20 protein-coding genes and 1 riboswitch are annotated in these 23,198 nt (G+C 48.7%); of the genes, 10 read left to right on the top strand and 10 right to left on the bottom strand.

Annotation, left to right across the window (positions count from 1 at the left end):
* The first annotated feature begins 77 nt into the window (after positions 1-77).
* Together AC0VYQ_RS15280 and AC0VYQ_RS15275 are read left to right on the top strand one after the other, a co-directional pair.
* Positions 78-1,448: an amino acid permease gene (locus AC0VYQ_RS15280; protein WP_475403945.1), complete on the top strand. Its 1,371-nt coding sequence runs from the start codon at positions 78-80 to the stop codon at positions 1,446-1,448.
* Between the two features lie 208 nt (positions 1,449-1,656).
* Complete coding sequence (locus AC0VYQ_RS15275) at positions 1,657-3,150, top strand: malate:quinone oxidoreductase (RefSeq protein WP_475403944.1); 1,494 nt, start codon at positions 1,657-1,659, stop codon at positions 3,148-3,150.
* A 61-nt stretch (positions 3,151-3,211) separates the two neighbouring features.
* On the opposite strand, the gene AC0VYQ_RS15270 is transcribed toward AC0VYQ_RS15275, so the two are convergent.
* The 7 genes from AC0VYQ_RS15270 to AC0VYQ_RS15240 form a co-directional block, all read right to left on the bottom strand.
* Complete coding sequence (locus AC0VYQ_RS15270) at positions 3,212-3,754, bottom strand: ECF transporter S component (RefSeq protein WP_475403943.1); 543 nt, start codon at positions 3,752-3,754, stop codon at positions 3,212-3,214.
* 350 nt (positions 3,755-4,104) lie between these two features.
* Complete coding sequence (gene ahpF, locus AC0VYQ_RS15265; RefSeq protein WP_475403942.1) at positions 4,105-5,634, bottom strand: alkyl hydroperoxide reductase subunit F; 1,530 nt, start codon at positions 5,632-5,634, stop codon at positions 4,105-4,107.
* Positions 5,635-5,648: 14 nt separating this feature from the next.
* Positions 5,649-6,212 (bottom strand): alkyl hydroperoxide reductase subunit C, encoded by a 564-nt coding sequence (gene ahpC / locus AC0VYQ_RS15260; RefSeq protein WP_028105377.1) that lies wholly within the window; start codon positions 6,210-6,212, stop codon positions 5,649-5,651.
* Between the two features lie 219 nt (positions 6,213-6,431).
* A complete protein-coding gene (gene gnd / locus AC0VYQ_RS15255; protein WP_475403941.1) occupies positions 6,432-7,832 on the bottom strand; it encodes a decarboxylating NADP(+)-dependent phosphogluconate dehydrogenase in 1,401 nt (466 codons plus the stop codon).
* Between the two features lie 19 nt (positions 7,833-7,851).
* The gene (locus AC0VYQ_RS15250) at positions 7,852-9,198 is read right to left on the bottom strand and encodes a GntP family permease (RefSeq protein ID WP_029332123.1); all 1,347 of its coding nucleotides are present in this window, start codon (positions 9,196-9,198) and stop codon (positions 7,852-7,854) included.
* A gap of 22 nt (positions 9,199-9,220) precedes the next feature.
* The gene (gntK, locus tag AC0VYQ_RS15245; RefSeq protein ID WP_159173176.1) at positions 9,221-10,762 is read right to left on the bottom strand and encodes a gluconokinase; all 1,542 of its coding nucleotides are present in this window, start codon (positions 10,760-10,762) and stop codon (positions 9,221-9,223) included.
* The gene (locus AC0VYQ_RS15240; protein WP_475403940.1) at positions 10,755-11,471 is read right to left on the bottom strand and encodes a GntR family transcriptional regulator; all 717 of its coding nucleotides are present in this window, start codon (positions 11,469-11,471) and stop codon (positions 10,755-10,757) included. The genes gntK and AC0VYQ_RS15240 overlap by 8 nt, the downstream gene beginning before the upstream one ends.
* A gap of 193 nt (positions 11,472-11,664) precedes the next feature.
* Between AC0VYQ_RS15240 and AC0VYQ_RS15235 the strand changes: the two genes are divergently transcribed.
* The 4 genes from AC0VYQ_RS15235 (at position 11,665) to mmuM (ending at position 16,890) form a co-directional block, all read left to right on the top strand.
* Positions 11,665-12,579: a ketopantoate reductase family protein gene (locus AC0VYQ_RS15235; RefSeq protein WP_475403939.1), complete on the top strand. Its 915-nt coding sequence runs from the start codon at positions 11,665-11,667 to the stop codon at positions 12,577-12,579.
* Positions 12,580-12,882: 303 nt separating this feature from the next.
* Entirely contained in the window at positions 12,883-14,289 is a 1,407-nt protein-coding gene (locus AC0VYQ_RS15230) for a polysaccharide pyruvyl transferase family protein (protein WP_475403938.1), read from the top strand.
* A gap of 108 nt (positions 14,290-14,397) precedes the next feature.
* Positions 14,398-14,499: riboswitch (SAM riboswitch) on the top strand.
* A gap of 80 nt (positions 14,500-14,579) precedes the next feature.
* A complete protein-coding gene (locus AC0VYQ_RS15225) occupies positions 14,580-15,983 on the top strand; it encodes an amino acid permease (protein ID WP_475403937.1) in 1,404 nt (467 codons plus the stop codon).
* Positions 15,958-16,890, top strand: a complete 933-nt coding sequence (gene mmuM / locus AC0VYQ_RS15220; RefSeq protein ID WP_475403936.1) for a homocysteine S-methyltransferase — start codon at positions 15,958-15,960, stop codon at positions 16,888-16,890. Before AC0VYQ_RS15225 ends, mmuM begins: the two co-directional genes overlap by 26 nt.
* Positions 16,891-17,038: 148 nt before the next feature.
* On the opposite strand, the gene AC0VYQ_RS15215 is transcribed toward mmuM, so the two are convergent.
* Positions 17,039-17,461 carry a MarR family winged helix-turn-helix transcriptional regulator gene (locus AC0VYQ_RS15215; protein ID WP_475403935.1) on the bottom strand — a complete coding sequence of 141 codons (423 nt, stop codon included), beginning with the start codon at positions 17,459-17,461 and terminating at the stop codon, positions 17,039-17,041.
* A 178-nt stretch (positions 17,462-17,639) separates the two neighbouring features.
* Here AC0VYQ_RS15215 and AC0VYQ_RS15210 point away from each other — a divergent pair, with 178 nt between their 5' ends.
* The 3 genes from AC0VYQ_RS15210 to AC0VYQ_RS15200 all read left to right on the top strand — a co-directional run bounded on the left by AC0VYQ_RS15210 (position 17,640) and on the right by AC0VYQ_RS15200 (position 19,832).
* The gene (locus AC0VYQ_RS15210) at positions 17,640-18,095 is read left to right on the top strand and encodes a CBS domain-containing protein (RefSeq protein WP_029332115.1); all 456 of its coding nucleotides are present in this window, start codon (positions 17,640-17,642) and stop codon (positions 18,093-18,095) included.
* Positions 18,096-18,112: 17 nt separating this feature from the next.
* The gene (locus tag AC0VYQ_RS15205; protein ID WP_214848488.1) at positions 18,113-19,354 is read left to right on the top strand and encodes an MFS transporter; all 1,242 of its coding nucleotides are present in this window, start codon (positions 18,113-18,115) and stop codon (positions 19,352-19,354) included.
* A 112-nt stretch (positions 19,355-19,466) separates the two neighbouring features.
* Entirely contained in the window at positions 19,467-19,832 is a 366-nt protein-coding gene (locus tag AC0VYQ_RS15200) for a hypothetical protein (protein ID WP_475403934.1), read from the top strand.
* Positions 19,833-19,879: 47 nt separating this feature from the next.
* On the opposite strand, the gene AC0VYQ_RS15195 is transcribed toward AC0VYQ_RS15200, so the two are convergent.
* Positions 19,880-21,040, bottom strand: a complete 1,161-nt coding sequence (locus tag AC0VYQ_RS15195; protein ID WP_475403933.1) for an ArgE/DapE family deacylase — start codon at positions 21,038-21,040, stop codon at positions 19,880-19,882.
* A 266-nt stretch (positions 21,041-21,306) separates the two neighbouring features.
* The gene (locus AC0VYQ_RS15190; RefSeq protein ID WP_475403932.1) at positions 21,307-22,128 is read right to left on the bottom strand and encodes an SDR family oxidoreductase; all 822 of its coding nucleotides are present in this window, start codon (positions 22,126-22,128) and stop codon (positions 21,307-21,309) included.
* 148 nt (positions 22,129-22,276) lie between these two features.
* Here AC0VYQ_RS15190 and AC0VYQ_RS15185 point away from each other — a divergent pair, with 148 nt between their 5' ends.
* Entirely contained in the window at positions 22,277-23,134 is an 858-nt protein-coding gene (locus tag AC0VYQ_RS15185) for a hypothetical protein (protein WP_475403931.1), read from the top strand.
* The last annotated feature ends 64 nt before the right edge of the window (positions 23,135-23,198 follow it).

Genomic DNA, 23,198 nt, shown 5'->3' with positions numbered 1-23,198 from the left:
AGTCTCTTTTTTTTGTTGGACTGACAGAACAGTCCGACCGGGGGAACTAGAGAAAGCATTCAAGGAGGAGTTCAGGTTTGGAACAACAAGAAGGATTGAAACGGGATTTATCGAATCGGCACGTCCAGTTGATTGCGATTGGGGGAACGATTGGGACAGGATTGTTTTTAGGATCTGGGAAAGCGATTCAACTCGCGGGACCATCGATCGTCTTTGCGTATTTACTCGTCGGGATTGCGATTTTCTTCGTCATGCGGGCACTGGGAGAATTGTTATTGTCAAAAGCCGGATACGGATCATTAACGGATATCGCAGAAGATTATCTCGGTCCACGTGCCGCGTTCGTGACCGGCTGGACGTATTGGTTCTGCTGGATCATGACGGCGATGGCGGACGTCATTGCGGTCGGCGTGTACGTGAAATACTGGTTCGATATTCCGCAGTGGATTCCGGCTGTGATCTCGCTCCTGATTTTACTCGGCTTTAATTTACTGACAGTCAAACTGTTTGGGGAACTTGAATTTTGGTTCGCCTTGATTAAGGTCATTACGATTTTAGGTTTAATTGGTGTCGGGATCGTCTTACTGATCATCGGTTTCCAAACCGATTCAGGTCCTGTAACCGTCAGTAATTTATGGCAACACGGCGGGATGTTCCCGAACGGTGTGACCGGCTTCCTGTTGTCCTTCCAGATGGTCGTCTTTGCCTATGTCGGAGTTGAATTAATCGGGGTCTCAGCAGCGGAAACAGCCGATCCGAAAAAGAACATTCCATCTGCCATCAACAAGATTCCGTTACGGATTCTGTTCTTCTACGTCGGGGCGTTACTGGTTCTCCTGATGATCAATCCGTGGACGGGACTAAATGCGACGGAAAGTCCGTTCGTCAAAACGTTCAGCTTGATTGGAATCCCGCTTGCTGCCGGCGTCATCAACTTCGTTGTCTTGACGTCTGCTGCCTCCGCCTGTAACAGCGGGATGTTCTCGACAAGCCGGATTCTCTATAATCTCGGAAATCAAAAACAGGCACCGGCTAATTTTTCGAAGCTCAACAAAAACCATGTCCCGGCGAATGCTTTGTTTGTCTCGACACTCGTCGTATCGGGCGGAGCGTTACTCAGTAAATTGATCCCGGGACAAGCCTTCAGCATCGTCACGACAATCAGTGCGATCTGTTTCATCTGGGTCTGGGGTGTAATTCTCGTCTGTCACTTGAAATATAAGAAAACACAACCGGAACTGCATGCGGCGTCAACGTTCAAGGCACCGTGGACACCGTTCGTCAACTACCTCGTCCTCGGATTGTTCGGACTGATCCTCGTCGTCATGCTCGTCGCAGATGAAACCCGTCCGGCTTTACTCCTGACACCGGTTTGGTTTATCGGATTGTTTGTCCTGTATCAGTTGCGGATGAAAAAGCATCAAAAAGCAGAACGGCATAGTGCGTAAAAATGAGGCGCTTTTCTTCTATATAGGAAGAGAGGCGCCTTTCTTTTTCGTTGCAGCGATTCGGAAGATTTTTTTAGGGACAAACACCCAATATTTTAATATATGAACGACCTGTGATAGGGTTATAATGGAAAGGTAAGTTGTCGTCATGAGAGCGCTCTATTTTTCATGGCAGGTCCATAATATCAACGGGGATAGGAAGGATATCATGAGCAGTATGCCTAAACAAACAGACGTAATATTGATTGGTGCAGGAGTCATGAGTGCGACGCTAGGGGTCTTATTGAAGGAGCTCGCGCCTGACATGACAATTAAAGTGTTCGAGAAGTTACCGAGCGCAGGGGAAGAAAGTTCGAATGAGTGGAACAATGCGGGCACGGGTCATGCCGCGTTATGTGAGCTCAACTATACGACAGAGAATGCAGATGGAACGATCGATATCAGTAAAGCCGTGAAAGTAAATGAACAATTCCAACTGTCACGCCAGTTTTGGTCGCATCTCGTCAAAGAAAACGTCTTACCGAATCCGGAAGAATTCATCATGCCGATTCCGCATATGAGTATGGTCGAAGGAGCGGAAAACGTCGAGTTTCTGAAAAAACGATTGGAAGCGCTATCAGCGAATCCACTCTTTAAAGGGATGGAATTTTCCGATGATCCGGAGCAGCTGAAGCAATGGATTCCGCTCATCATGGAAGGGCGGACGTCACCGGAACCAATCGCTGCAACAAAAATTGATTCGGGGACAGACGTCAACTTCGGTGCGCTGACACGGATTTTATTCACGCACCTCGCAGGACAGGGCGTTGAAATCAATTATGGGCACGGCGTCGAAGACTTGAAACGAGTCGACGGCGGCTGGGAAGTCAAAGTCAAAAACGAACAGGACAACCGGATTGAACATCATACGGCGAAGTTCCTCTTTATCGGCGGCGGTGGCGGCAGTCTGCCATTGCTCCAAAAAACAGGGATTCCCGAATCAAAACAAATCGGCGGATTCCCGGTCAGCGGTCTGTTCCTCGTCTGTAAAAATCCGGACATCGCGGAACGTCACCATGCAAAAGTGTACGGGAAAGCGAAAGTCGGAGCACCTCCGATGTCGGTCCCGCATTTGGATACACGATACATCGACGGGCAGAAATCACTGTTATTCGGACCGTTTGCCGGGTTCTCACCGAAATTCCTTAAGACCGGTTCGAATCTCGACCTGCTCGCGTCCGTCAAACCGAACAATGTCTTGACGATGCTTGCTGCCGGAGCAAAAGAAATGGGCTTAACGAAATATTTGATTGAACAAGTGCTGCTTTCGACAGAACAACGGATGAACGAGCTACGTGAATTCATTCCGAACGCAAAAACTGAAGACTGGGATGTCGTCGTCGCGGGACAACGCGTTCAGGTCATCAAAGATACACCACAAGGAAAAGGGACGCTCCAGTTCGGAACGGAAGTTGTCAGTGCGGCGGATGGGTCCGTCGCGGCCTTACTCGGTGCGTCACCGGGAGCTTCGACCGCTGTACCGGTCATGCTCGAAGTGCTCGAAAAATGTTTCCCGGATCAAATCGACGGTTGGACAGCTAAAATCAAGGAGATGATTCCGTCATACGAAACATCGCTTGTTGCACACCCCGATCTGTTTGACGAAATCCATGCGGAAACGACCGAGACACTTAAATTAACAGCCGCACAACCGAGTCATTAAAAACGACAAATGAAAAAGCCCTGTTTCCTAATGTGTTAGGAGACAGGGCTTTTGCTGTCGATTATCCGCGTTGGCGGAAGTAACGTGTTTTCTTCAAAGCGATACCGACCGGAATCGCAACAAGAATTCCGACTACATTCTGAATGAGGTTCCCCGTGATTGAACCGAATGGAGCGACCCAGCTGCTAAAGGCAATTCCTTCGTGAACAAAGTAAACAGCCACCATGACAGGAACCGAAGCGAGCATCCCGATCAAATTGAATGCGACATTCGTTCCTTTTCGACCACCGGACCAAGCGATGTAACCAACGATCAATCCTTGAAGTCCACGAGCGATAATGGTACCAGGGGCCCAAATCGTATAGCCCATCAAAATATCAAATAATCCCATTCCGACGGCGCCGGCAATAAGTGCTGTACGTGGACCGAATAAAATCGCAATCAGGAATAACATGGCTGTTCCCATATGGATCAGTCCACCGTTCGTTGCGATTGGCAATTTGATATTGATGAACATTGTTGCGACAAGAACAAGTGCAATCGACATCGACGTGATGACGAGTTGCCGGGTACGAGTGCTTGAATACGGTGTTGCGTTTTGCATGAGTCAGACCTTCTTTATGATAGATTTTGAATAGCTTAAATCTATCAAAATACTGGACTAGCTAAAAGTGTCAATATCGAACAATTTATAGGGGTCAGTTTGAATCTTAATCTTTACTAACGAAAGTATAGACGTAAAAGAGGAGTTCCCGTGACTTCTACGGGAAAAGCGTGTTTACACGCTGTCAGAGGCAGGTGAGACCCGGCTTTAAGACCTGTTGGTCGTAAAAGCCGCGGCTTGCGCCTCGCCCGAGAAAAGCACGGGAAAAATCCTCTTTAGTTGATGGAGCTTCTGTTCATACTAGATTTTGCAATCAAAAAACGCCTTGCCGAAGCAAGACGTTTAAACGATTAATTGCGAATCATATGATCGAAGGCACCAAGTGCAGCTGTCGCGCCTGAGCCCATCGAGATGATGATTTGTTTATACACACTGTCGGTACAGTCACCTGCTGCGAACACACCAGGGACATTCGTCGCACCATGACGGTCGACGAGGATTTCACCGAATTTGTTGCGTTCCACCGTATCACCGAGCCAGTCCGTGTTCGGCACGAGACCGATTTGGACGAAGACGCCTTCCAGCTCAACGTGTTGTTCAACGCCTGTTTCACGCTCGACATACGTGATGCCGTTTACTTTATCCGTCCCCGTGATTTCCTTCGTCTGGGCGTTTGCGACGACCGTGACGTTCGGAAGACTTGCGAGACGTTGCTGTAAAACCGCATCTGCCTTCAGTTCAGGTGCGAACTCAAGGACCGTGACGTGTTTGACGAGACCTGCGAGGTCGATGGCCGCTTCGACACCGGAATTACCGCCGCCGATGACCGCAACGCGTTTTCCTTCGAAGAGTGGACCATCACAGTGTGGGCAGTACGCGACACCTTTGTTCTTAAACTCAAGTTCGCCTGGGACACCGACGTTACGCCAGCGTGCACCTGTCGACAAAATCAACGTTTTCGTTTTGAGGACCGCACCATTCTCAAGTTCCAGCTCAACGAGGTCTTTTTTCTCGAGGCGAGTAGCCCGTTGTAGGTTCATGACATCGATGCCATACTCCTTGACGTGCTCTTCAAGACTCGCGACGAGTTTCGGACCTTCCGTGTACTTCATGCTGATGAAGTTCTCGATGCTCATCGTATCCATGACTTGCCCACCGAAACGTTCTGCGACGATCCCAGTCCGGATGCCTTTACGTGCTGCGTAAATCGCGGCACTTGAACCGGCAGGACCACCACCGACGACAAGGACGTCGTACGGATCTTTGTCAGCAAAATCGGCTGCATCTGTACCCGTACCGAGCTTCGCCAAAATCTCTTCGAGTGACATCCGTCCGTTCCCGAATGCTTCGCCGTTGACGAAAACGGTCGGGACCGCCATGATTTCTTTTTGCTCGACTTCTTCTTTGAACGCTCCACCGTCAATCATCGTGTGACTGATGTTCGGGTTGAGGACGCTCATGACGTTCAAGGCTTGGACGACATCCGGACAGTTGTGACAGCTGAGGCTGATGTACGATTCGAAGTGATACGTCTCTTTGATGCCTTTGATTTGTTCGATGACAGGCGCATCAATCTTCGGCGCACGACCACTGACTTGGAGCAAAGCCAAGACGAGTGACGTGAACTCGTGACCGAGCGGAATTCCTGCGAACGTAATTCCACTTACTTCACCAGCGCGGTTAACGCTGAAGCTCGGTGTCCGGGCAAGCGTCGCCTGTTCGATGCTGATGCGTGGTGACATACTCGCGATTTCTTCGACGAGTTCGCTCATCTCGAGTGAGACGGAGTCCGTCCCGGCGCTGACGGTGAGGACGATGTCTCCTTCTAACAAATCGAGGTATTGAGCGAGTTGTGCTTTAATATCTGCTGCTAAAGCCATCTCAAATCCGCTCCTTAAATTTTCCCTACAAGGTCAAGGCTAGGTGTGAGTGTTGCAGAACCCTCTTCCCATTTCGCCGGGCAAACTTCACCTGGGTTGTTGCGCACGTATTGTGCTGCTTTAATTTTGTTGACGAGTGTACTTGCATCACGGCCGATTCCACCCGCGTTGATTTCAACAGTCTGGATGACGCCGTCCGGATCGATGATGAACGTTCCGCGATCAGCAAGTCCATCTTGTTCGTTTAAGACTTCGAAGTTACGTGAGATGACGTGTGACGGGTCACCAATCATGACGTACTCGATTTTACCGATTGTTTCTGAAGTTTCGTGCCAAGCTTTATGTGTAAAGTGCGTATCTGTTGAAACGGAGTACACTTCAACGTCAAGCGCTTTGAGTGCTGCGTATTGGTTTTGAAGATCTTCGAGCTCAGTCGGGCAAACGAATGTAAAGTCTGCTGGGTAGAAACAAACGACACTCCATTTTCCACGAAGGTTAGCGTCTGTAAGATCGACGAACTCTCCGTTGTGGAATGCTGATGCACTAAATGGTTTTACTTCACTTCCGATTAAAGACATGATAAAAATCCTCCTGTTGGGTTCTATTTAAGAATCTGTTCTAGTCGTTAAAAATAACTGTACTTATCACACTAGAATAATTCTAATCTAATACTAATTTCATATAAAGCGTCTATTTTGTCAAGGTATAACCTGTAAATTCTTATTTTAAGAAATGAATTGTGAACAAAAAAAGAGCTCTATCTCCCTGAATGAAACAGGGAGATAGAGCTGTATAAGTCATTGCCACTCAGTATGGAACATTCCTTCGCGATCGGTCCGGGCATACGTATGGGCTCCGAAATAATCACGTTGTGCTTGCAGGATGTTGGCATTTGAATTCGCTGTCCGGTAACTGTCGTAATACGTCAGTGACGTGCTGAGACACGGTGACGCGAGACCTGTAAGTGCACCTTCTGCGACGACTTGTCGGAGCGACGTTTGATACGCCTGTACCTTGTCTGCGAAGTACGGCGCGAGCATCAAGTTGTCGAGTGATGCGTCCGTTGCGAACGCCTCGCTGATGACATTGAGGAACTCGGCGCGGATGATACAGCCGCCACGGAAAATCAAGGCGATCTCTTCAAGACGTAAGTTCCAGTCATACAGTTCGGATGAAGTGCGGTACTGGGTGAAGCCTTGTGCGTAAGCCGCAATCTTACCCATGTAGAGTGCTTGGCGGATACGTTCAATCCAGACGTCCTTGTCGAGCGCTGCACGGGCTTCCGGTCCACCGAGGACAGAGGCGGCAGCGACACGTTCTTCTTTGACGGCAGAAAGATAACGGGCGAAGAGGGCCTCCGTAATGATAGAGGAAGCGATCCCATTATCAATGGACTGCAAGCTCGTCCATTTGCCCGTTCCTTTTTGACCGGCTTGATCGAGAATGACGTCGATCAAGGGAAGACCCGTCTCGTCATCTTTTTTCCGTAAAATCTCAGCCGTGATTTCAATCAGATAACTTTTTAACTCGCCGTCGTTCCATGAGGAGAAGATGTCCGCAATTTCTTCGACATCGAGTCCGAGACGGACACGGAGGAAACTGTAAGCTTCTGCAATCAACTGCATGTCAGCGTACTCGATTCCGTTATGGACCATCTTGACGAAGTGTCCGGCCCCTTTAGGTCCGATGTAGACACAACATGGGTCGCCGTTCACTTGTGCTGCAATTTTTGTCAAAATCGGCGCAACTTGATCGTACGCTTCTTTTGTTCCGCCCGGCATGATGGCAGGACCGGTCCGGGCTCCGACTTCACCACCCGAGACACCGACACCGATGTACTCGATGCCATGCTCGTTTAGTTGGTCGAAGCGACGTTCCGTATCGAGGAAGTGGGAGTTCCCACCGTCCATGATGATATCGCCCGTCTCAAGGTGCGGGATAAGCGAATCGATGACGGAATCGATGGCACTTCCCGCCGTGACCATGACGAAAATCTTGCGTGGACGCTCGAGTGAGCGGACGAAGGCTTCGACGTCATAGTACGGATGAAGCGGTAACCCTTCGCGGTTTGCGACGAGTTGTTCCGTTAAGTCTGGCGTGTAGTTATAGATAGCGACGTTTTCATCATGGCTCGCCATGTTCATGGCGATGTTGCGTCCCATGACACCAAGGCCGATGACTCCGATTGAATTTAGCATAGTGTAACGACTCCTTTTTTTAGACGACGAGACTGAGGAGGAGGACGAATCCAAGTCCGAAGACGGAAATGATTGTCTCAAGCAGCGTCCACGTCGCGAAAGTTTCTTTCATAGTTAAACCAAAGTACTCTTTGAACATCCAGAACCCGGCATCGTTGACGTGCGAAGCGATTAAGCTACCAGCACCAGTCGCAAGCACGACGAGGGCGAGGTTGACGTCTGATTGACCGAGGAGTGGGATGACGAGTCCGGCTGTCGTCAGTGAAGCGACCGTCGCCGAACCGAGTGAAATCCGTAAGATCGCGGCAATCAACCACGCGAGTAAAATCGGTGAAAGTGTTGTGTCAGCAAAGAGTTCAGCGACATATTTACCGACGCCTCCATCGATCAAGACTTGTTTGAAGGCACCGCCACCACCGATGATGAGTAACATCATTCCGATTTGTGTGATCGCTGTCGTACATGAATCCATGACGGTCTTGATTGGGATATTACGTGCAAGTCCCATCGTATAGACTGCGACGAGTAACGAAATCAACATTGCTGTGGAAGCATTCCCGATGAACTGGATGGCAGAAAGGACCGCATTGCCGTCCCAGCCGAGTGTTTTTTGTAACAATGTCAAAATCGTGGCGATCGACATCAAGAGTACCGGAAGCATTGCTGTGAACACACTGATTCCGAATCCAGGTGTTTCGCTTAAATCAAATTCTTTTTGTTCGCCGAGTGAGGCGATGTTACCTGTTTTTTTGAATGATTCCGGCACAAGACGTTTTGCGACTTTCGTAAAGAGCGGTCCGGCGATGATGACCGTCGGAACAGCGACTAAGAAACCGTAAAGTAAGACTTGCCCTAAATCTGCCCCGTATTCACCCGCGATGACAGTTGGACCGGGGTGAGGTGGTAAAAAGCCGTGTGTAACAGAAAGTGCTGCGACCATCGGAATCCCGAGATAGAGAATCGAGACGCGAAGCTGACGTGAAATCGCAAAGACGATTGGAATTAAGAGAACGAGTCCGACTTCGAAGAATAACGCGATCCCGATGATGAATGAAGCGACGACGACTGCCCATTGAATGTTCTTTTCCCCGAATTTCGCGACGAGTGTCATCGCGATTCGCTGTGCACCACCGGCGTCAGCAATTAATTTTCCGAGCATCGCACCGAGTCCGAAGATCAGCGCGAGGTGACCGAGTGTTCCGCCGAGACCGGCTTCAATCGTCGTGACGATTTGGTCGAGCGGCATTCCAAGTAGTATAGCGACGACGAACGAGACGATGATTAATGAAACGAACGTGTTTAATTTCAACCCCATGATTAAAACGAGTAGTGTGATGATCCCAATGGCAACGATGACTAACGGCATGTGACTTCCCCCATAAGATAAATTAGTTTTCTTGCTGAATCAAGCTACGTTGATACTCTGCGATCCGCCGATGGTCAGCTGAAAGCGTCCGTGCCAAGCTGATGAAGATCGGTAGCAATTGACGGTATTCATGCATCGCTTCTTCATTCGGTACATGACGATGTGTTTCCCCAATCATCTCAGCAGCTACTTCGAATGAATCGACTTCCCCAGTCGCATACAATCCGAGAATACAAGCCCCGAGACATGAACTTTCAAAACTTTCTGGAATGACGACTTCCGACTCAAAGATGTCGGCCATCATCTGACGCCACACTTCAGATCGCGCGAACCCCCCGGTTGCTTGAATCCGTGTGACAGGACCATCCATACATTCAATCAATGCCAGGAAGACAGTGTACAGGTTGTAGATGACACCTTCTAACGCGGCACGAATCATATGTTCTTTTTTATGTGACAACGTCAATCCGAAGAATGAGCCACTGACGTCCGGATTCCAAAGAGGTGCCCGTTCGCCCGATAGATACGGATGGAACAACAGTCCGTCTGAACCCGGACGGACCCGTTCAGCGATTTTCGTCAACACCGCATACGGATCAATCCCGAGTCGTTTCGCCGTCTCGACTTCAGCAGATGCGAGCTCATCGCGAATCCAGCGTAAGACCATCCCGCCATTGTTGACCGGACCACCGATGACCCAGTGCTTTTCAGTCAGTGCGTAACAGAACGTCCGTCCCTTTTCGTCCGTCTGCGGCCGGTCAATGATCGTCCGGATCGCACCGCTCGTCCCAATCGTGATGGCGATTTCGCCCTTACGGATGGCATTGACGCCGAGGTTCGATAGGACCCCGTCACTGGCGCCGATCATGAAAGGTGTTGCCGGATCAAGTCCGATTTGTTTTGCATATTCTGGATTAATGTCCGAATACTGTGTCGTCGTCGAGACAGGTTCCGACAATTTTGAAGCATCGATGCCGGCGATCTCTAAGGCTTTCGAGTCCCACTTCATGTCGTGGATATTGAACAATCCTGTCGCCGATGCGAGCGAATGATCAATCACGTAACGTCCGAACAGACGCTGGAAGACAAATTCCTTGATTCCGATGTATTTTTTCGTCCGCTCGGCAATCTCCGGCCGGTCTTCGACGAGCCAAAAGATTTTCGCGAGAGGGGACATCGGGTGAATCGGTGTACCGGTCCGGTGGTAGACATCATTTCCGTACTCTTCCTTAATCCGGTTCGACCAGGCTTCGCTCCGACTGTCTGCCCAGGTGATGCAGGCAGTCAAGGGCTGGTCGTCCTCATCGATGGCAATCAAGCTGTGCATCGCACTACTGAAAGCAACGAATTTTGGTTTTTGGTTCGGGTACTGCTTCGTCAGCAGACGAATCGTTTCGAGGACGGCGTGGAAAATTTCTTCCGGATCCTGTTCAGCAGTCGAGCGGTTTGGTGTATGGAGCGGATAACCGACGTTCGTTTGACCGACGACTTCTCCTTTCGTCGTAAAGAGGACGGCTTTCGTGCTCGTCGTCCCGATATCGATTCCTAGCATGTATTCAGTCATGTGGTTCGACTCCTTTCGTCATCATCTGTTGCGATTGCCATAAATCTTCGACTTCTTGGACATCGTCGAAGTTCTGGTGGAGAGACGTGACCATCCGTTCACGGTCTCCTGTTTCGATGGCTTCGATATAAAGTGCGTGGTTGGCGATGATCCGGTCGAAATCCTCCATCTGTCCTTCGAAGCGAGTCCGCATCGATAAGAGGATGAAGCTTTCCATGACCGGTTTTAAGTTTTGCCAAATCATGCTGACATAACTGTGATCAATCGACCGGATGATCGTCTCGTGGAACAGAACATCTTGATACGAAAATTCGTCGGCATCATTAAACTTGATCGCGACTTTCATCATCTCAAGGATCTTTCTCAGTTCACGGACGAGTTCTTGACGGTCCATCCGGACGATCCGTTCGAAGACGAATGTTTCGATTAACAGGCGGACGTCATAAATCTCACGGATGTCTTTTTCCGACAAGCCAACGACGACGGCCCCCATCCGTTCAAGCCGGATGATCCGTTCGGCAGCGAGAACTTTTAAAGCGTCGCGAACGGGCGAACGACTGACGGAAAAATCCGTCGCTAATTTATTTTCAGAAAGGACGGTCCCTTGCTCAATCTTTCCGGAAATGATGCGCATCCGGAGTTCATGGGCGACACGGTCTCCGGTTGATGCTTTCGATAACCATTTAATCGGGTATAAAAAATCAGACATAAAAATCACCTGCTTTGTTTTATGAGTATACTTGTATACAAGTAGTATAAACGACTGAATACAAAATGCAAGCGCTTCAATGAAAACGCTTTATTTCTTTTCGTTTACATTCGCATTACCTTCAGTATGATAGGATGTAGAAAACATTTTTCTGAGAAAAACATGCTGTTCTTTAGGCGAAGGAGGATACATGATGAAGATTTTAGTCGTAGGTGCAGGGGCTGTCGGAGGATATTTCGGAGGACGCCTAGCAGAAAAAGGCGAAGACGTGACGTTTCTTGTCCGTGAGCGTCGGGCAAAGGAGCTGGAGCGAACGGGTCTTGAAATCATTAGTTCGCACGGAGACGTATCGTTGACGCCACGACTGATTCAAGTCGGAACAAAAGAGACGTTTGACTTAGTCATCGTGTCGACGAAAGCGTATCACCTGGAGCATGTCATCGGGGATCTCGAAGGATTCGTCGGACCTGATACATATGTGTTACCTGTCTTGAACGGGATGCGGCATGTCGAACAACTCGTCGCTAAATTTGGCGAGCCCCGTGTCCTCGGCGGCTTATGCTTCATTGAATCGACGCTTGACGCGAATGGACGCGTCATTCAGACGAGTCCTGCCCATCAACTCGTGTTTGGTCCAAGAACAGGGGACTGGACGGATCGCTTGCTTGAGGTGAAGGAAGCACTTGCAGGGACGAAAGCATCGATTAAAGCATCAGACCACATCATGCAAGACATGTGGCAAAAGTATCTCTTCATTACGACCTTTTCCGGAGTGACTTCGCTATTTCGGGCACCGATTGGTCCGATTCGCGACGACGCCGCCGGGGATCGTGTCATCCGGAATGTCTTACGAGAAGCAAAACAAGCCATGGACAGTCAAGGGGCAACGTTCGTGCAACATATCGAACAGGAGCAGGAAAAACGGATTCATCAAATGGCACCGGATATGAAGTCGTCGTTGCAACGGGATATGGAAAAACAAGGCATGGTCGAAGCAGACCATCTGTTTGGCAGTTTAATAGAAGGAACGGAGCCAGCGGTGTACCCGACGTTACGGATGATTCATACGAATTTAAAGGTATATGAACAGCTATCAATTACTATTTAAGCTGTTGAAGGGCTTCGAAATCGAGAATTACAAATAGCTTCTCCAAGGTGACTCTATCGTTTATCTTAAGAGAAGCTATTTATGTAGCTAGAAAATGTTATGTTCGTAAATTTTTCTTGACTGACTCTGATTACAAGTGGGGAAAATATTAAATAAAATTTAAATGATAAGAATATTCTTTTAAATGATACTCTATCTCTTTAATTAAAATAGACTTAAGTATAAGTAAGGGATATGATTTAGATATCTCTAAAATATAAGTTATTAATGTTTTTTTGGATTTGTGAGAGGGGATAATTTGACATGAAGCGTATTATTATTCGTGCAGGTATGACACCCTTTGAACAGTTTGATGCTGAGTATATAATGAGAGAAAATTCAATCGGAGGGAACGTTGGGAATTTGATCTATCAGTACAGTATCTTCCGAACATTGATGACGGAAGGAACGACGATCACGCCTGACTATTACTACTATGATGAAGAACGTGCAGATGAGATCAACGAAAAATTTGATCTTTACGTCATTCCACTTGCAGATGCATTCCGTCAAGAGTTCGCATCGTCCCTTCGAAAATACACACGATTGATTAAAAAATTGAAAATTCCGGTCGTCGTCATCGGTGTTGGTCTACGCGCACCATTCGAGCCGGACTTAAAAGGCGGATTCCCGTTCGACGAGGATGTTAAAGCATTCGTCAGCGCAGTCCTCGAACGTTCAAGTATCATTGGACTTCGTGGTGAAATCACGTCGAAATACCTGACACGCCTTGGTTTCCGTGAAGGCATCGATCATAAAGTCATCGGTTGCCCATCGATGTATGCATTCGGTCGTAATCTTCACATTCGTGAGACAAACATCACGAAAGATTCGATGGTTAGTGTCAATTCATCACGTTTTTCACCCAAAAATGTCCTTGATTTTATCACACGTGGAATGGAAGAGTATCCAAATCACTATTTCATCCCACAATGGATGAAAGAATTGAAGTTGACGTACACTGGAACTCATCCGTTTGGAGACCTTTCAGATATGAATTATGCAGCTAGAATGTCACACCCGGTGTATATGAATGACCGTGTTCGTTTCTTCTTAAACGCTCAAACGTGGTTCGACTTCCTCAAAGAAGCTGACTTGAGCTTTGGTGCACGTCTCCACGGAAACATCACAGCGACACTCGCTGGAACACCAAGTATTTTGATTCCTAAAGATGCACGGATGCGTGAATTAACAGATTACCATCAATTGACGCACATCTGGGCAAATGACATCACGGCAGACACACGGCTTTCGGACGTCGTCGAAACAGCAGACTTCCAAAGCCCGGCGCGGATTCAAGTGAAAAACTTCGACAACTTTCTTGACTTCTTGAACACGAACGACTTGGAGCATATCTATCAAGACACGAACTATCCAGAGAACGTGCCGTTTGATCGTGAAATGGCGAAAACAGAACTCCTCCCAGCGGTTAAACCGATTACAGGAATCAGTATGGAAGAAGCAATCGCACGTTTTGAATCATTCTTCCCGGAAGAAGAGAAAAAAATTGCTGCGATTCAAAAACATGATAAAGATAAAGACAAAAAGATTAAAACGTTACAAGATAAACTCAACAAGCAGACGAAGGTGGTTAAACATCAAGAAGGTACATTGAACCGTAAAGCGGTTCGGATGGCCCTTAAGACAGCTAATCTCTTCGTAAAAAAATAACAAAAGAACGTCTCATGCCAATGCGGTGTGAGACGTTTTTTTTGAATTCTATTATCTGAATTGTGTTGACAATTCAAAAAAGGACTGCTACTGTTATGAAAAATTACATTCTTATCCAGAGAGGTGGAGGGACTGGCCCTTTGAAGCCTCAGCAACAGGTCGAAAGATACTGTGCTAATTCCTGCGGGTGTTGTACCCGATCGATAAGCGCTCTTGATGTTGTCGACCGACGCACCCTGTCTGTACAGGAGTGCGTTTTTTTATTGAGTGAGAAAGAGGAGTGGTGGAGGATGGAGCAAAAAACAACATTTCGACGAAAGATGGAGTCCCGTCATATCGTCATGCTGTCGTTAGGTGGCGTCATCGGGACGGGGCTGTTCCTAAGTACGGGGTACACATTAGAGCAAGCAGGTCGAATCGGGACGATTTTGTCCTACTTGCTTGGGGCACTCGTCGTTTATCTCGTGATGCTTTGTTTAGGGGAACTCGCTGTACATATGCCGGAAACCGGTGCCTTTCATAGTTATGCAACAAAGTATATTGGACCGGGAACCGGCTATACGGTCGCTTGGCTCTACTGGCTGACCTGGACGGTGGCGCTCGGTTCCGAGTTTACGGCAGCAGGTTTATTGATGCAACGCTGGTTCCCGGACGTGCCAGTCTGGTTGTTCAGCGGATTGTTCGTCATCATCATTTTAGTGATTAATGTACTGACAGTGCGCGTGTTCGCCGAAGTCGAATTTTGGTTTTCTGCCGTGAAAGTCATGACGATCATCGCCTTCATCGTCTTAGGGGCAGCAGCAATCGTCGGCTTTATTCCACTGGCGTCAGGAGAAGCAGCTCCGTTGTTCGGACCGCTGACGGAAGGGGAACTCTTCCCGAACGGGGCCTTTGCGATTTTGATGACGATGCTCGCCGTCAACTTTGCCTATTCGGGGACAGAACTGATTGGTGTTGCGGCAGGCGAGGCGGTTGATCCGAAGCGGACGATTCCTCTTGCCATCCGGACGACGATTGTCCGGCTGGTCGTGTTTTTTGTCGGCACGATCATCGTCCTGGCGATTTTACTGCCGACGGATGCGAACGGTGTGCTCGAGAGTCCGTTCGTTGCCGTCTTCGAACGGATCGGGATTCCATTTGCGGCGGACATCATGAACTTTGTCATCTTGACAGCAATCTTATCGGCAGCGAACTCCGGGTTGTACGCTGCGTCACGGATGTTGTGGTCGTTGTCTGATCAACAGATGATTTCACCGTTCTTTGCTAAATTGAGTCAAAACGGTGTTCCGACACGTGCCGTCATGTTCAGCATGCTCGGCGGATTGTTTGCACTACTATCGAGTGTCTACGCAGCAGAAAGCGTCTATATCGCACTCGTCTCGATTTCAGGACTTGCTGTCGTCGTTGTCTGGATGAGCATCAGTGCTTCGCAATACTTCTTTCGGCGGCGTTACCTGAGAGAAGGACACGACGTGCAAGACTTGGTGTACCGGACACCATTTTATCCAGTTGTCCCGATCGTCTCCTTTTTGATTTGCCTGTTGTCACTGATCGGGATTGCCTTTGATCCGACGCAGCGTGTTGCCTTATATTTTGGAATTCCCTTTATCGGACTTTGTTATCTCGTGCATCACCTGACGAAAAAATCACAGAAACGGAGTGTGGAAGATGTCAAAACAGAAAAATCCAGTTGAAGCCTTACTTAACGAAAAACCGTTTATTTTACTTGATGGGGCGCTCGCGACAGAACTGGAGCGGCACGGGAGTGATCTCGCCGATCCACTCTGGTCGGCACGAGTCTTGGTCGAAGAGCCGGAGCAGATTCATCGTGTCCATGCCGACTATTTTCGAATCGGTGCGGACTGTGCGATTACCTCAAGTTATCAAGCAAGTTTGCAAGGGTTTAAGCAACGGGGAATCGGGACGGATGCAGCGATCGAACTGATCAAGCAGACGGTTTACTTGGCGCAACATGCACGTCAAGAAGTCGCCGGAACAGGAGCAAAAGCGTTGATTGCCGGATCAGTCGGTCCGTACGGGGCGTATTTGGCCGATGGATCAGAATATATCGGACACTACGGCGTCGATGATGCGACCCTTGAGAACTTTCATCGTCCCCGAATCGAGGCATTGATTGCGGCAGGAGCAGATCTACTGGCCTTCGAAACGATTCCGTCGCTTCAAGAAGCAACCGTCCTGTTTCGGATATTGGAAGAATTTCCGGAACACTCGGCCTGGCTCGCCTTTTCCCTTCGCGATACGGGACACATCAGTGAAGGCACGACGATTGCGGATTGTGTCGCAGCAGTCGGCCGCCATCCGCAACTCGCTGCGCTCGGTGCAAACTGCTTTCCGGCGTCGATCACGACAGATTTCGTAACGGGATTGAAGCGACTGACGGACGTGCCGATCATCGTCTATCCAAATTCGGGAGAACAGTATGATCCCGTCGAGAAAACATGGTCTGGTGAATCGGTGTGTACAGCTTTTGGTGAAGTTGCCAGTGAGTGGTATGCTGCAGGGGCACGCCTGATCGGCGGTTGTTGCCGGACGACACCGGAACAAATTGAACGGATACATGCCGCAATCGAAAGAACGTAATGTTGCAAAAATCGAGCTGAAATCAATCGTAGTGCCGGACGGTTCCGCCCTGTGCGCAAGAAACGCCGATGATCCCGTTTTTCATACGGAGTCATCGGCGTTTTCTATCCCTATTCTTCTCGTTCATGACGTTTTAAGGCGTATCTGATCACCGTTCCCGCAGTTCACGGTTAAATTGTTGGAGCAGGCGTCCAAATGCTTCCGTATCATCGCCTGACCAGTCTGTCAGTAAGCGTTCGATGCTCGCGAGGCGTGCCATCCGGTAAATCGTCAGTTCTTCCTGTCCGAGTGAAGTGATGTGATAGAAGAAGGCACGGCCATCTGCTTCATCGCGTACTTTTTCGACCAATTTCTTTTGATCGAGTGCTGCCGCTTGCCGGCTGACGGTAGAGACGTCAAGTTGCAATTCGCGTGCCAATGTCTTCACCCCGACTGGACCAGACTCGGACAGTTGGCGCAGTAACAAATACGACGCGCGATCCAAATTTCGGTTATCGGCCGTCGCTGTCGTCAAACGACGAATCAGAATCGCAAGTTCTAGTTCAATCACTTCGAGTGCCTGATCAGACATGTTAATCCCCTCTTTTCCTAAGTGCTTCATGTTTCCCATCATTACGCAAGGACTTAGCCCATGTCAATGAGAGTTCAGGAAACTTGACAGACCTTTAGTTGTATTATACAATCATTTTTGTTATTTAATTGCATCATACAACTTATTTATTCAGAACGCACACAAAAGGAGAATTCCGATGAAAGCTTATGAATCGATGAAACAAGAAGTGATCACAGTCCACGAAACAGACGTCATCCGCCATGTCGTCGAACGTTTCATCCAATCCGGAATCAGCGGTGTTCCCGTTATCAATGACGAGAGCGAAGTCGTTGGGTACATCAGTGATGGTGACATCATGCGGGCGATTGGAAAGCACAAAGACATCATCGTCGATACGTTTTTATATGTAGATGTCATCAAAGGGGATGAAGAAGATTATGACGCGCGGGTACGTCACATTCTGAACCGTCCGGTCATGGAGATGGCACGCCGGAAAGTCGTCACGGCAGATGTTGAGACGGAGATGGAAGAAATCGCAGCGACGCTCGGTTCGAAACGGATTAAAAAATTACCGATTTTAAAACAAGGAAAGCTTGTCGGAATCATCAGTCGGGGCGACGTCATCCGTCACTCCTTTAAACGGTTCTTATAAGAGAAAGAAGGGACAATATGGCACTTGCCAATAAAACAACGACGCTTGCGCCGGAAACGGTGTTAGAAGAAAGCAAGCATGGATTATTCCACCAACCGATTGCCGTGTGGGCAGTATTTTTTGCGAGTATCACGGCATTCATGGGGATGGGGCTCGTCAATCCGGTTTTACCGACGATCGCTGATAATTTAGAAGCCTCAAAAAGTGAAGTTACGCTCTTATTTACAAGTTATAATGCCGTCATGGCATTCGCAATGCTGATCACAGGTGCGATTTCATCACGGATTGGTCAAAAAGGAACATTGATGTTAGGCATTGCCGTCATCGCGCTCGTCGCCGGATTTGCATCGCAAGCCGATAGCATCTGGACGCTTGTCGCCTTACGTGGCGGCTGGGGGCTCGGGAATGCCTTGTTCGTCGCAACGGCACTTGCAGCCATCGTCTCCCTCTCGTCAGGCGGGACAGCAAAAGCGATCATCTTATATGAAGCAGCCGTTGGTCTCGGGATTTCGATTGGACCACTCCTCGGAGGGACACTCGGTTCGATCACATGGCGCGCACCATTCATGGGTGTCGCGACAATCATGGTCATCGCCTTCCTCGTCTTGTTGTTCTTGATGCCAAAACCAGTTGCAACAACGACAGCACCACGGCAAAAGATTTCCTTGCTCGCACCTTTCCAAGCGATGAAACATCGTTCACTGTTGACACTCGGGATTGTTGCAGCACTTTATAACGTCGGTTTCTTTACAATCATGGCCTATGCGCCGTTCGTCATGAAACTGCCGGCACAAGGTCTCGGTTTCGTCTTCCTGGGTTGGGGGATGTTGCTCGCCATCACGTCTGTCTTGACAGCGCCGAAGTTAAAACAATGGCTTGGAACGATTAAAGCGATGGTATTGATGCTGTTACTGTTCGCCGTTCTCCTGCTGTTGATGGGGATCTTTACGGAAACACCAGCTGTCGTCATCGTCTGTGTGATTCTTGCCGGGGCGGTACTTGGTAATAACAACACACTCATTACGACAGCCGTCATGGACGCGGCACCGGTCGAACGTTCGACTGCATCTGCTGCATACAGCTTTTTACGTTTCCTCGGGGCAGCCATCGCACCATTCATGGCCGGTAAATTGGCTGAAATCTTTAACGCAAACTTGCCGTTTTACGTCGGGAGCGGATTTGTCTTACTCTCTGTCGTCATCATCGGGGTCAATCTCAAACACATCCGTCACATCGATACAATCGATAGCGGGCATTGATGTAAACGAACATCCTTTCTTCTGCAGAAGCGGAAGAAAGGATGTTTTTGATTAGGTCGACAAAAAAGACGATCGTCGCTTACGATGGTAGGAAACAGAATGGAGGGAACGAATGGAACATACGATTGCTTTCATCGGTTATGAAGGGAAGGTCGAATGGCGTATTTTACGGGTCAATCGTCTGGAAGAAATACTGGAAATCGATGTCGTCCTATCGCAATCGGACAACCAGACCAGTCATCGATTAAATATGTCGTTCGCTGAGTATGATTCCTTTGCGCATGATTTTTTAACGGTCCATGAGCAACTTCGCGGATCTACGACCTATACGCAAGCGGATTTTCACATGACGTTGATCTATCATCGTCTTGGTCACGTCTCGATTGAACTCGGATGGAAGAATCAAAACACAATCACGCTGCAAAGTGATCAAAGTTACCTCGGACAAGCGCTTGCCAGTATCGGGGTCTATACGTAAAAACCGCTCCAGTCTTCGAAAGAGAAGGCTTGAGCGGTTTTTTTCGTTCAGGCTAGGGATTCAAGTGCGAGTTGCTTACATAACGCAATCGTCTGGAAATACTCCGACAAGGGAATCGATTCATCGACTTGATGGGCGAGACGGAAGTCGTGGAACGAAGCGACGGCAATCGGGAATGACTGGCTTGCTTGGCTGAACATCGCCCCGTCCGTCCCACCCGGAATCGCAACGCGCCGCGCCGGATGACCCGTGATGGTTTCCATGTGTCGTGCAACCGTTTCGAGGAACGGTGCATTCGCATCCGTCTCACATGAAGGAATCTCTTTGATGACACGCAGGGTCATCGCGAACGTCGGATCTTCCTGAAGCAGCCGTTGTTCGATATGCGCAAAAGCTTCTAAAATCTCTGGGCGTCCGAATCCGGGAATCGTCCGGATATCCATATAAAAGGAAGCATTACTCGGGATGACATTCGGACCTTCTCCGCCTTGGATCGACGTGATCGAGGCGACGACAGGACCGAGTTGCGGGTGGCGATTGTCGGTGATCGTGAAACGGTCCGACTTCACTTCCTGAATGACACGATACAGGTCATCGATGGCATTTTTCCCGAGTTGCGGCGCAGAACTATGAGCCCCTTTACCGACGCACGTCACTTCGATTCCGACGACACCTTTTTGAGCATATCCAATCATCCCGCTTGTCGGCTCCGTGATCAACAGCGCATCTAAATCGTCGGCGTCACCACGTTCCGTCAAATGTTTTGCACCGGTCATACCGTTTTCTTCATCAGACGTAATAAGCAGTTTGAGATGATTTGGTCGGTCGGCACAGTCCTTTAACTCAATCATCGCATTGACCATTGCCATCACACCAGACTTCATGTCGGACGCCCCGCGACCGTAAATCCGTCCGTCTTCGATTTCACCACCAAAAGGTTGTTTTGTCCAACCGGTCGTTTGGACAGGTACGGTATCAAGATGACCCGATAAACCGATTGTTTTTGGTTCGACGGCTATCTCGCTTGCCGGCAGTGTCGCGATGAGACAGATTCGTTTTGGCGCGACCTCAATCCATTCGGTTTCGATTTCGTGAGTGGTCAAGTGGTCATAGACAAAAGTTGCGACGTCTTGTTCCCCGTCGAGCGGATTGACACTCGGAATTTGCAGGCAATGTTGTAAAGATTCGATTTGTTGTTGCTGCGTCATGCTGATTCCTCCTTGATTTACATTCACTAGAGTATTCCCTGAAAAAAAGTCTTTCAGGAGATAAACAAGCGAGGAGAAAATTTAAAAGCGCGGTACTTCTTAGAATCAAATGGTCCGTTTTTAAGAGGATGCGTCAAAGGGCTGTGGTCGAAAGGCGCAAACCGTTGATTTAATAAGTCGAAGGACATACGAAAAAGAGGAGGACGATTCGTAATCGTCCTCCTCCTTATTTAGATGCTGCGATGCGTTATGCGTCAAATGGATCGTTATTCAGCATCCGTCTTCCATTTATCATCAATCAACATCTCACCAGGCCATGTGTAGGCCATGATCCCGCCGTCTGCTGTGATGTCTTCACCTGTCACGTAAGAGCTGTCGTCGGAAGCGAGGAAGAGGGCAACCGTTGCCATCTCACGTGGTTTCCCGAGACGACCCATTGGTGTGATCCATGCATTGGCATCACGGAATTGTTTTCCTTGGTCTTCGTCTTTTCCGCCGACGAGCGTGTCGATGAGTGGTGTTTCGATCGTACCTGGTGAGAGCGAGTTGACACGAATGCGGTCACGCGCATAATCGATTGCCATCGCCCGTGTAAAGTTCGTGATCCCGCCTTTTGCTGCGTTGTAACCTGAGCGGTTTAAGTCGGCAGCGCGACCTGACATCGATGACGTATTGATGATCGATCCGCCCTTCTCAAGCATTAAAGGAATCAAGAATTTACTCGTCAAGAATGTACCACGTAAGTCGACCGCGATGATTTGGTCAAACAGTTCAATCGGATATTCATGGACTTTTCCGCCTTGCTGATCAATCCCGGCATTGTTGAACAGAACGTCAACCGTCCCGTACGTTTCTTTCAGCTGTGTCGCGAGCTGTTCGACACTATCGACTTGCGTGACGTCGACGTGAATCGCTTCCGCTTGTCCACCAGCCTGTTTGATTTTTTCGACCGTCTCCTGTGCTTTTTCAAGATTGACGTCAGCACAGACGACTTTCGCCCCTTGTTCGGCAAAGACGAGTGCCGTTGCTTGACCAATTCCTGTTGCTGAACCTGTAATAACTGCTACTTTATTCTCTAATCGACCCATGTGTAATTTCCTCCTTCTAAGTACTCTTGCTCCGAATGTTGTTCACCTTATGAATCATTCCCTCGACTTTGGAGGATAAACCTACTGAACTGTCTAGCAATCCATGAGAACGGGAACAGATGAAAAGTGAAAACCCGACAGGAAAGGAATGAGAACGCTGACATCCGAACAACGTGAATATGCAAAAAAATTACTCGATGAAGCGATTCTGTACCAAATCGAGTTAGAGAAAGATGTATTTAAGGATGAGTTGATTGACCGGACGACACCGGTCTTATGGTTTGGTGACGTAAGCGAGCGTAGCTGGCTTACGATTGCGACGAATCCGTCGGCAGGCCAGTTTTTGAACCGGGATGGCACGTTACGCTATGAGACGACAGGACCATTCGTCCTAAGAGAAGTCGATGCGCCGCTTACGGAGTACCGGACGGACCAACGATTTAATCAAATGATTGATTCCTATAATCGTTATTTCAAACAGCCGGACATTTATAAATCGTGGTTCGGACGGGAGGGGGGAGGAAAATTGGAAGGTTTTCTGAATGGATTCGAAGCTTCTTTTTACGGAACCGGAGAGCCGGTCATCCATGCGGATTTTTTTCCATTTCCGACGAAACGGTATATGGGAACGATTGCTCAGCGACATGAACTGGAAGAAACCGTATTTGGTCAGACGTTCCTTTTGAGATTGATTCGTCTTTTTCGATTACGCGGCATTATTCTTCTCGGACGGGAACATACGGAACGTTACCGGACAATCGATCCGACGGCTACATGGCAAGCACCCGAGCCGGTCCCGGGGTACCCGGATGCCGTCGTCGAACTCGGGTATTCGGAACAATTTTCCGTTCCAATCATCGGTCTTCATTTTAAGCCGAGTGAACAGTTCATCGGGCTCGGGAATCGCCCGGATTGCCATGGTGTCAGTCATGGCACGTATGGATCGACCGCGCACTTACGAAACATCGGAAAGTATGTCCGAAAACGACTCGAAGAAGGGGATTGACACTATTTTTCCAATCCGTGATAATAGATATGTATTAGCACTCTTGTAGTTAGAGTGCTAAAAA

The sequence above is a fragment of the Exiguobacterium sp. QJM3NY_9 genome (assembly GCF_056173545.1).
Note: the sequence above shows the minus strand (reverse complement) of the source record. Positions and strands in the feature narration are given on the sequence as shown.

Bases quoted from the DNA above. Each gene is read 5' to 3' on its own strand.
- AC0VYQ_RS15250 (WP_029332123.1), bottom strand. From the start codon at position 9,198: ATGCCGTTAGTCATCGTTGCCATTGGGATCATCACACTACTCGTTTTA.
- AC0VYQ_RS15190 (WP_475403932.1), bottom strand. From the start codon at position 22,128: ATGGGTCGATTAGAGAATAAAGTAGCAGTTATTACAGGTTCAGCAACA.
- AC0VYQ_RS15275 (WP_475403944.1), top strand. From the start codon at position 1,657: ATGAGCAGTATGCCTAAACAAACAGACGTAATATTGATTGGTGCAGGA.
- AC0VYQ_RS15230 (WP_475403938.1), top strand. From the start codon at position 12,883: ATGAAGCGTATTATTATTCGTGCAGGTATGACACCCTTTGAACAGTTT.
- AC0VYQ_RS15205 (WP_214848488.1), top strand. From the start codon at position 18,113: ATGGCACTTGCCAATAAAACAACGACGCTTGCGCCGGAAACGGTGTTA.
- AC0VYQ_RS15235 (WP_475403939.1), top strand. From the start codon at position 11,665: ATGAAGATTTTAGTCGTAGGTGCAGGGGCTGTCGGAGGATATTTCGGA.
- gntK (WP_159173176.1), bottom strand. From the start codon at position 10,762: ATGACTGAATACATGCTAGGAATCGATATCGGGACGACGAGCACGAAA.
- ahpC (WP_028105377.1), bottom strand. From the start codon at position 6,212: ATGTCTTTAATCGGAAGTGAAGTAAAACCATTTAGTGCATCAGCATTC.
- AC0VYQ_RS15225 (WP_475403937.1), top strand. From the start codon at position 14,580: ATGGAGCAAAAAACAACATTTCGACGAAAGATGGAGTCCCGTCATATC.
- AC0VYQ_RS15270 (WP_475403943.1), bottom strand. From the start codon at position 3,754: ATGCAAAACGCAACACCGTATTCAAGCACTCGTACCCGGCAACTCGTC.
- AC0VYQ_RS15215 (WP_475403935.1), bottom strand. From the start codon at position 17,461: ATGTCTGATCAGGCACTCGAAGTGATTGAACTAGAACTTGCGATTCTG.
- AC0VYQ_RS15210 (WP_029332115.1), top strand. From the start codon at position 17,640: ATGAAAGCTTATGAATCGATGAAACAAGAAGTGATCACAGTCCACGAA.
- AC0VYQ_RS15195 (WP_475403933.1), bottom strand. From the start codon at position 21,040: ATGACGCAGCAACAACAAATCGAATCTTTACAACATTGCCTGCAAATT.
- AC0VYQ_RS15240 (WP_475403940.1), bottom strand. From the start codon at position 11,471: ATGTCTGATTTTTTATACCCGATTAAATGGTTATCGAAAGCATCAACC.
- gnd (WP_475403941.1), bottom strand. From the start codon at position 7,832: ATGCTAAATTCAATCGGAGTCATCGGCCTTGGTGTCATGGGACGCAAC.
- mmuM (WP_475403936.1), top strand. From the start codon at position 15,958: ATGTCAAAACAGAAAAATCCAGTTGAAGCCTTACTTAACGAAAAACCG.
- AC0VYQ_RS15200 (WP_475403934.1), top strand. From the start codon at position 19,467: ATGGAACATACGATTGCTTTCATCGGTTATGAAGGGAAGGTCGAATGG.
- AC0VYQ_RS15185 (WP_475403931.1), top strand. From the start codon at position 22,277: ATGAGAACGCTGACATCCGAACAACGTGAATATGCAAAAAAATTACTC.
- ahpF (WP_475403942.1), bottom strand. From the start codon at position 5,634: ATGGCTTTAGCAGCAGATATTAAAGCACAACTCGCTCAATACCTCGAT.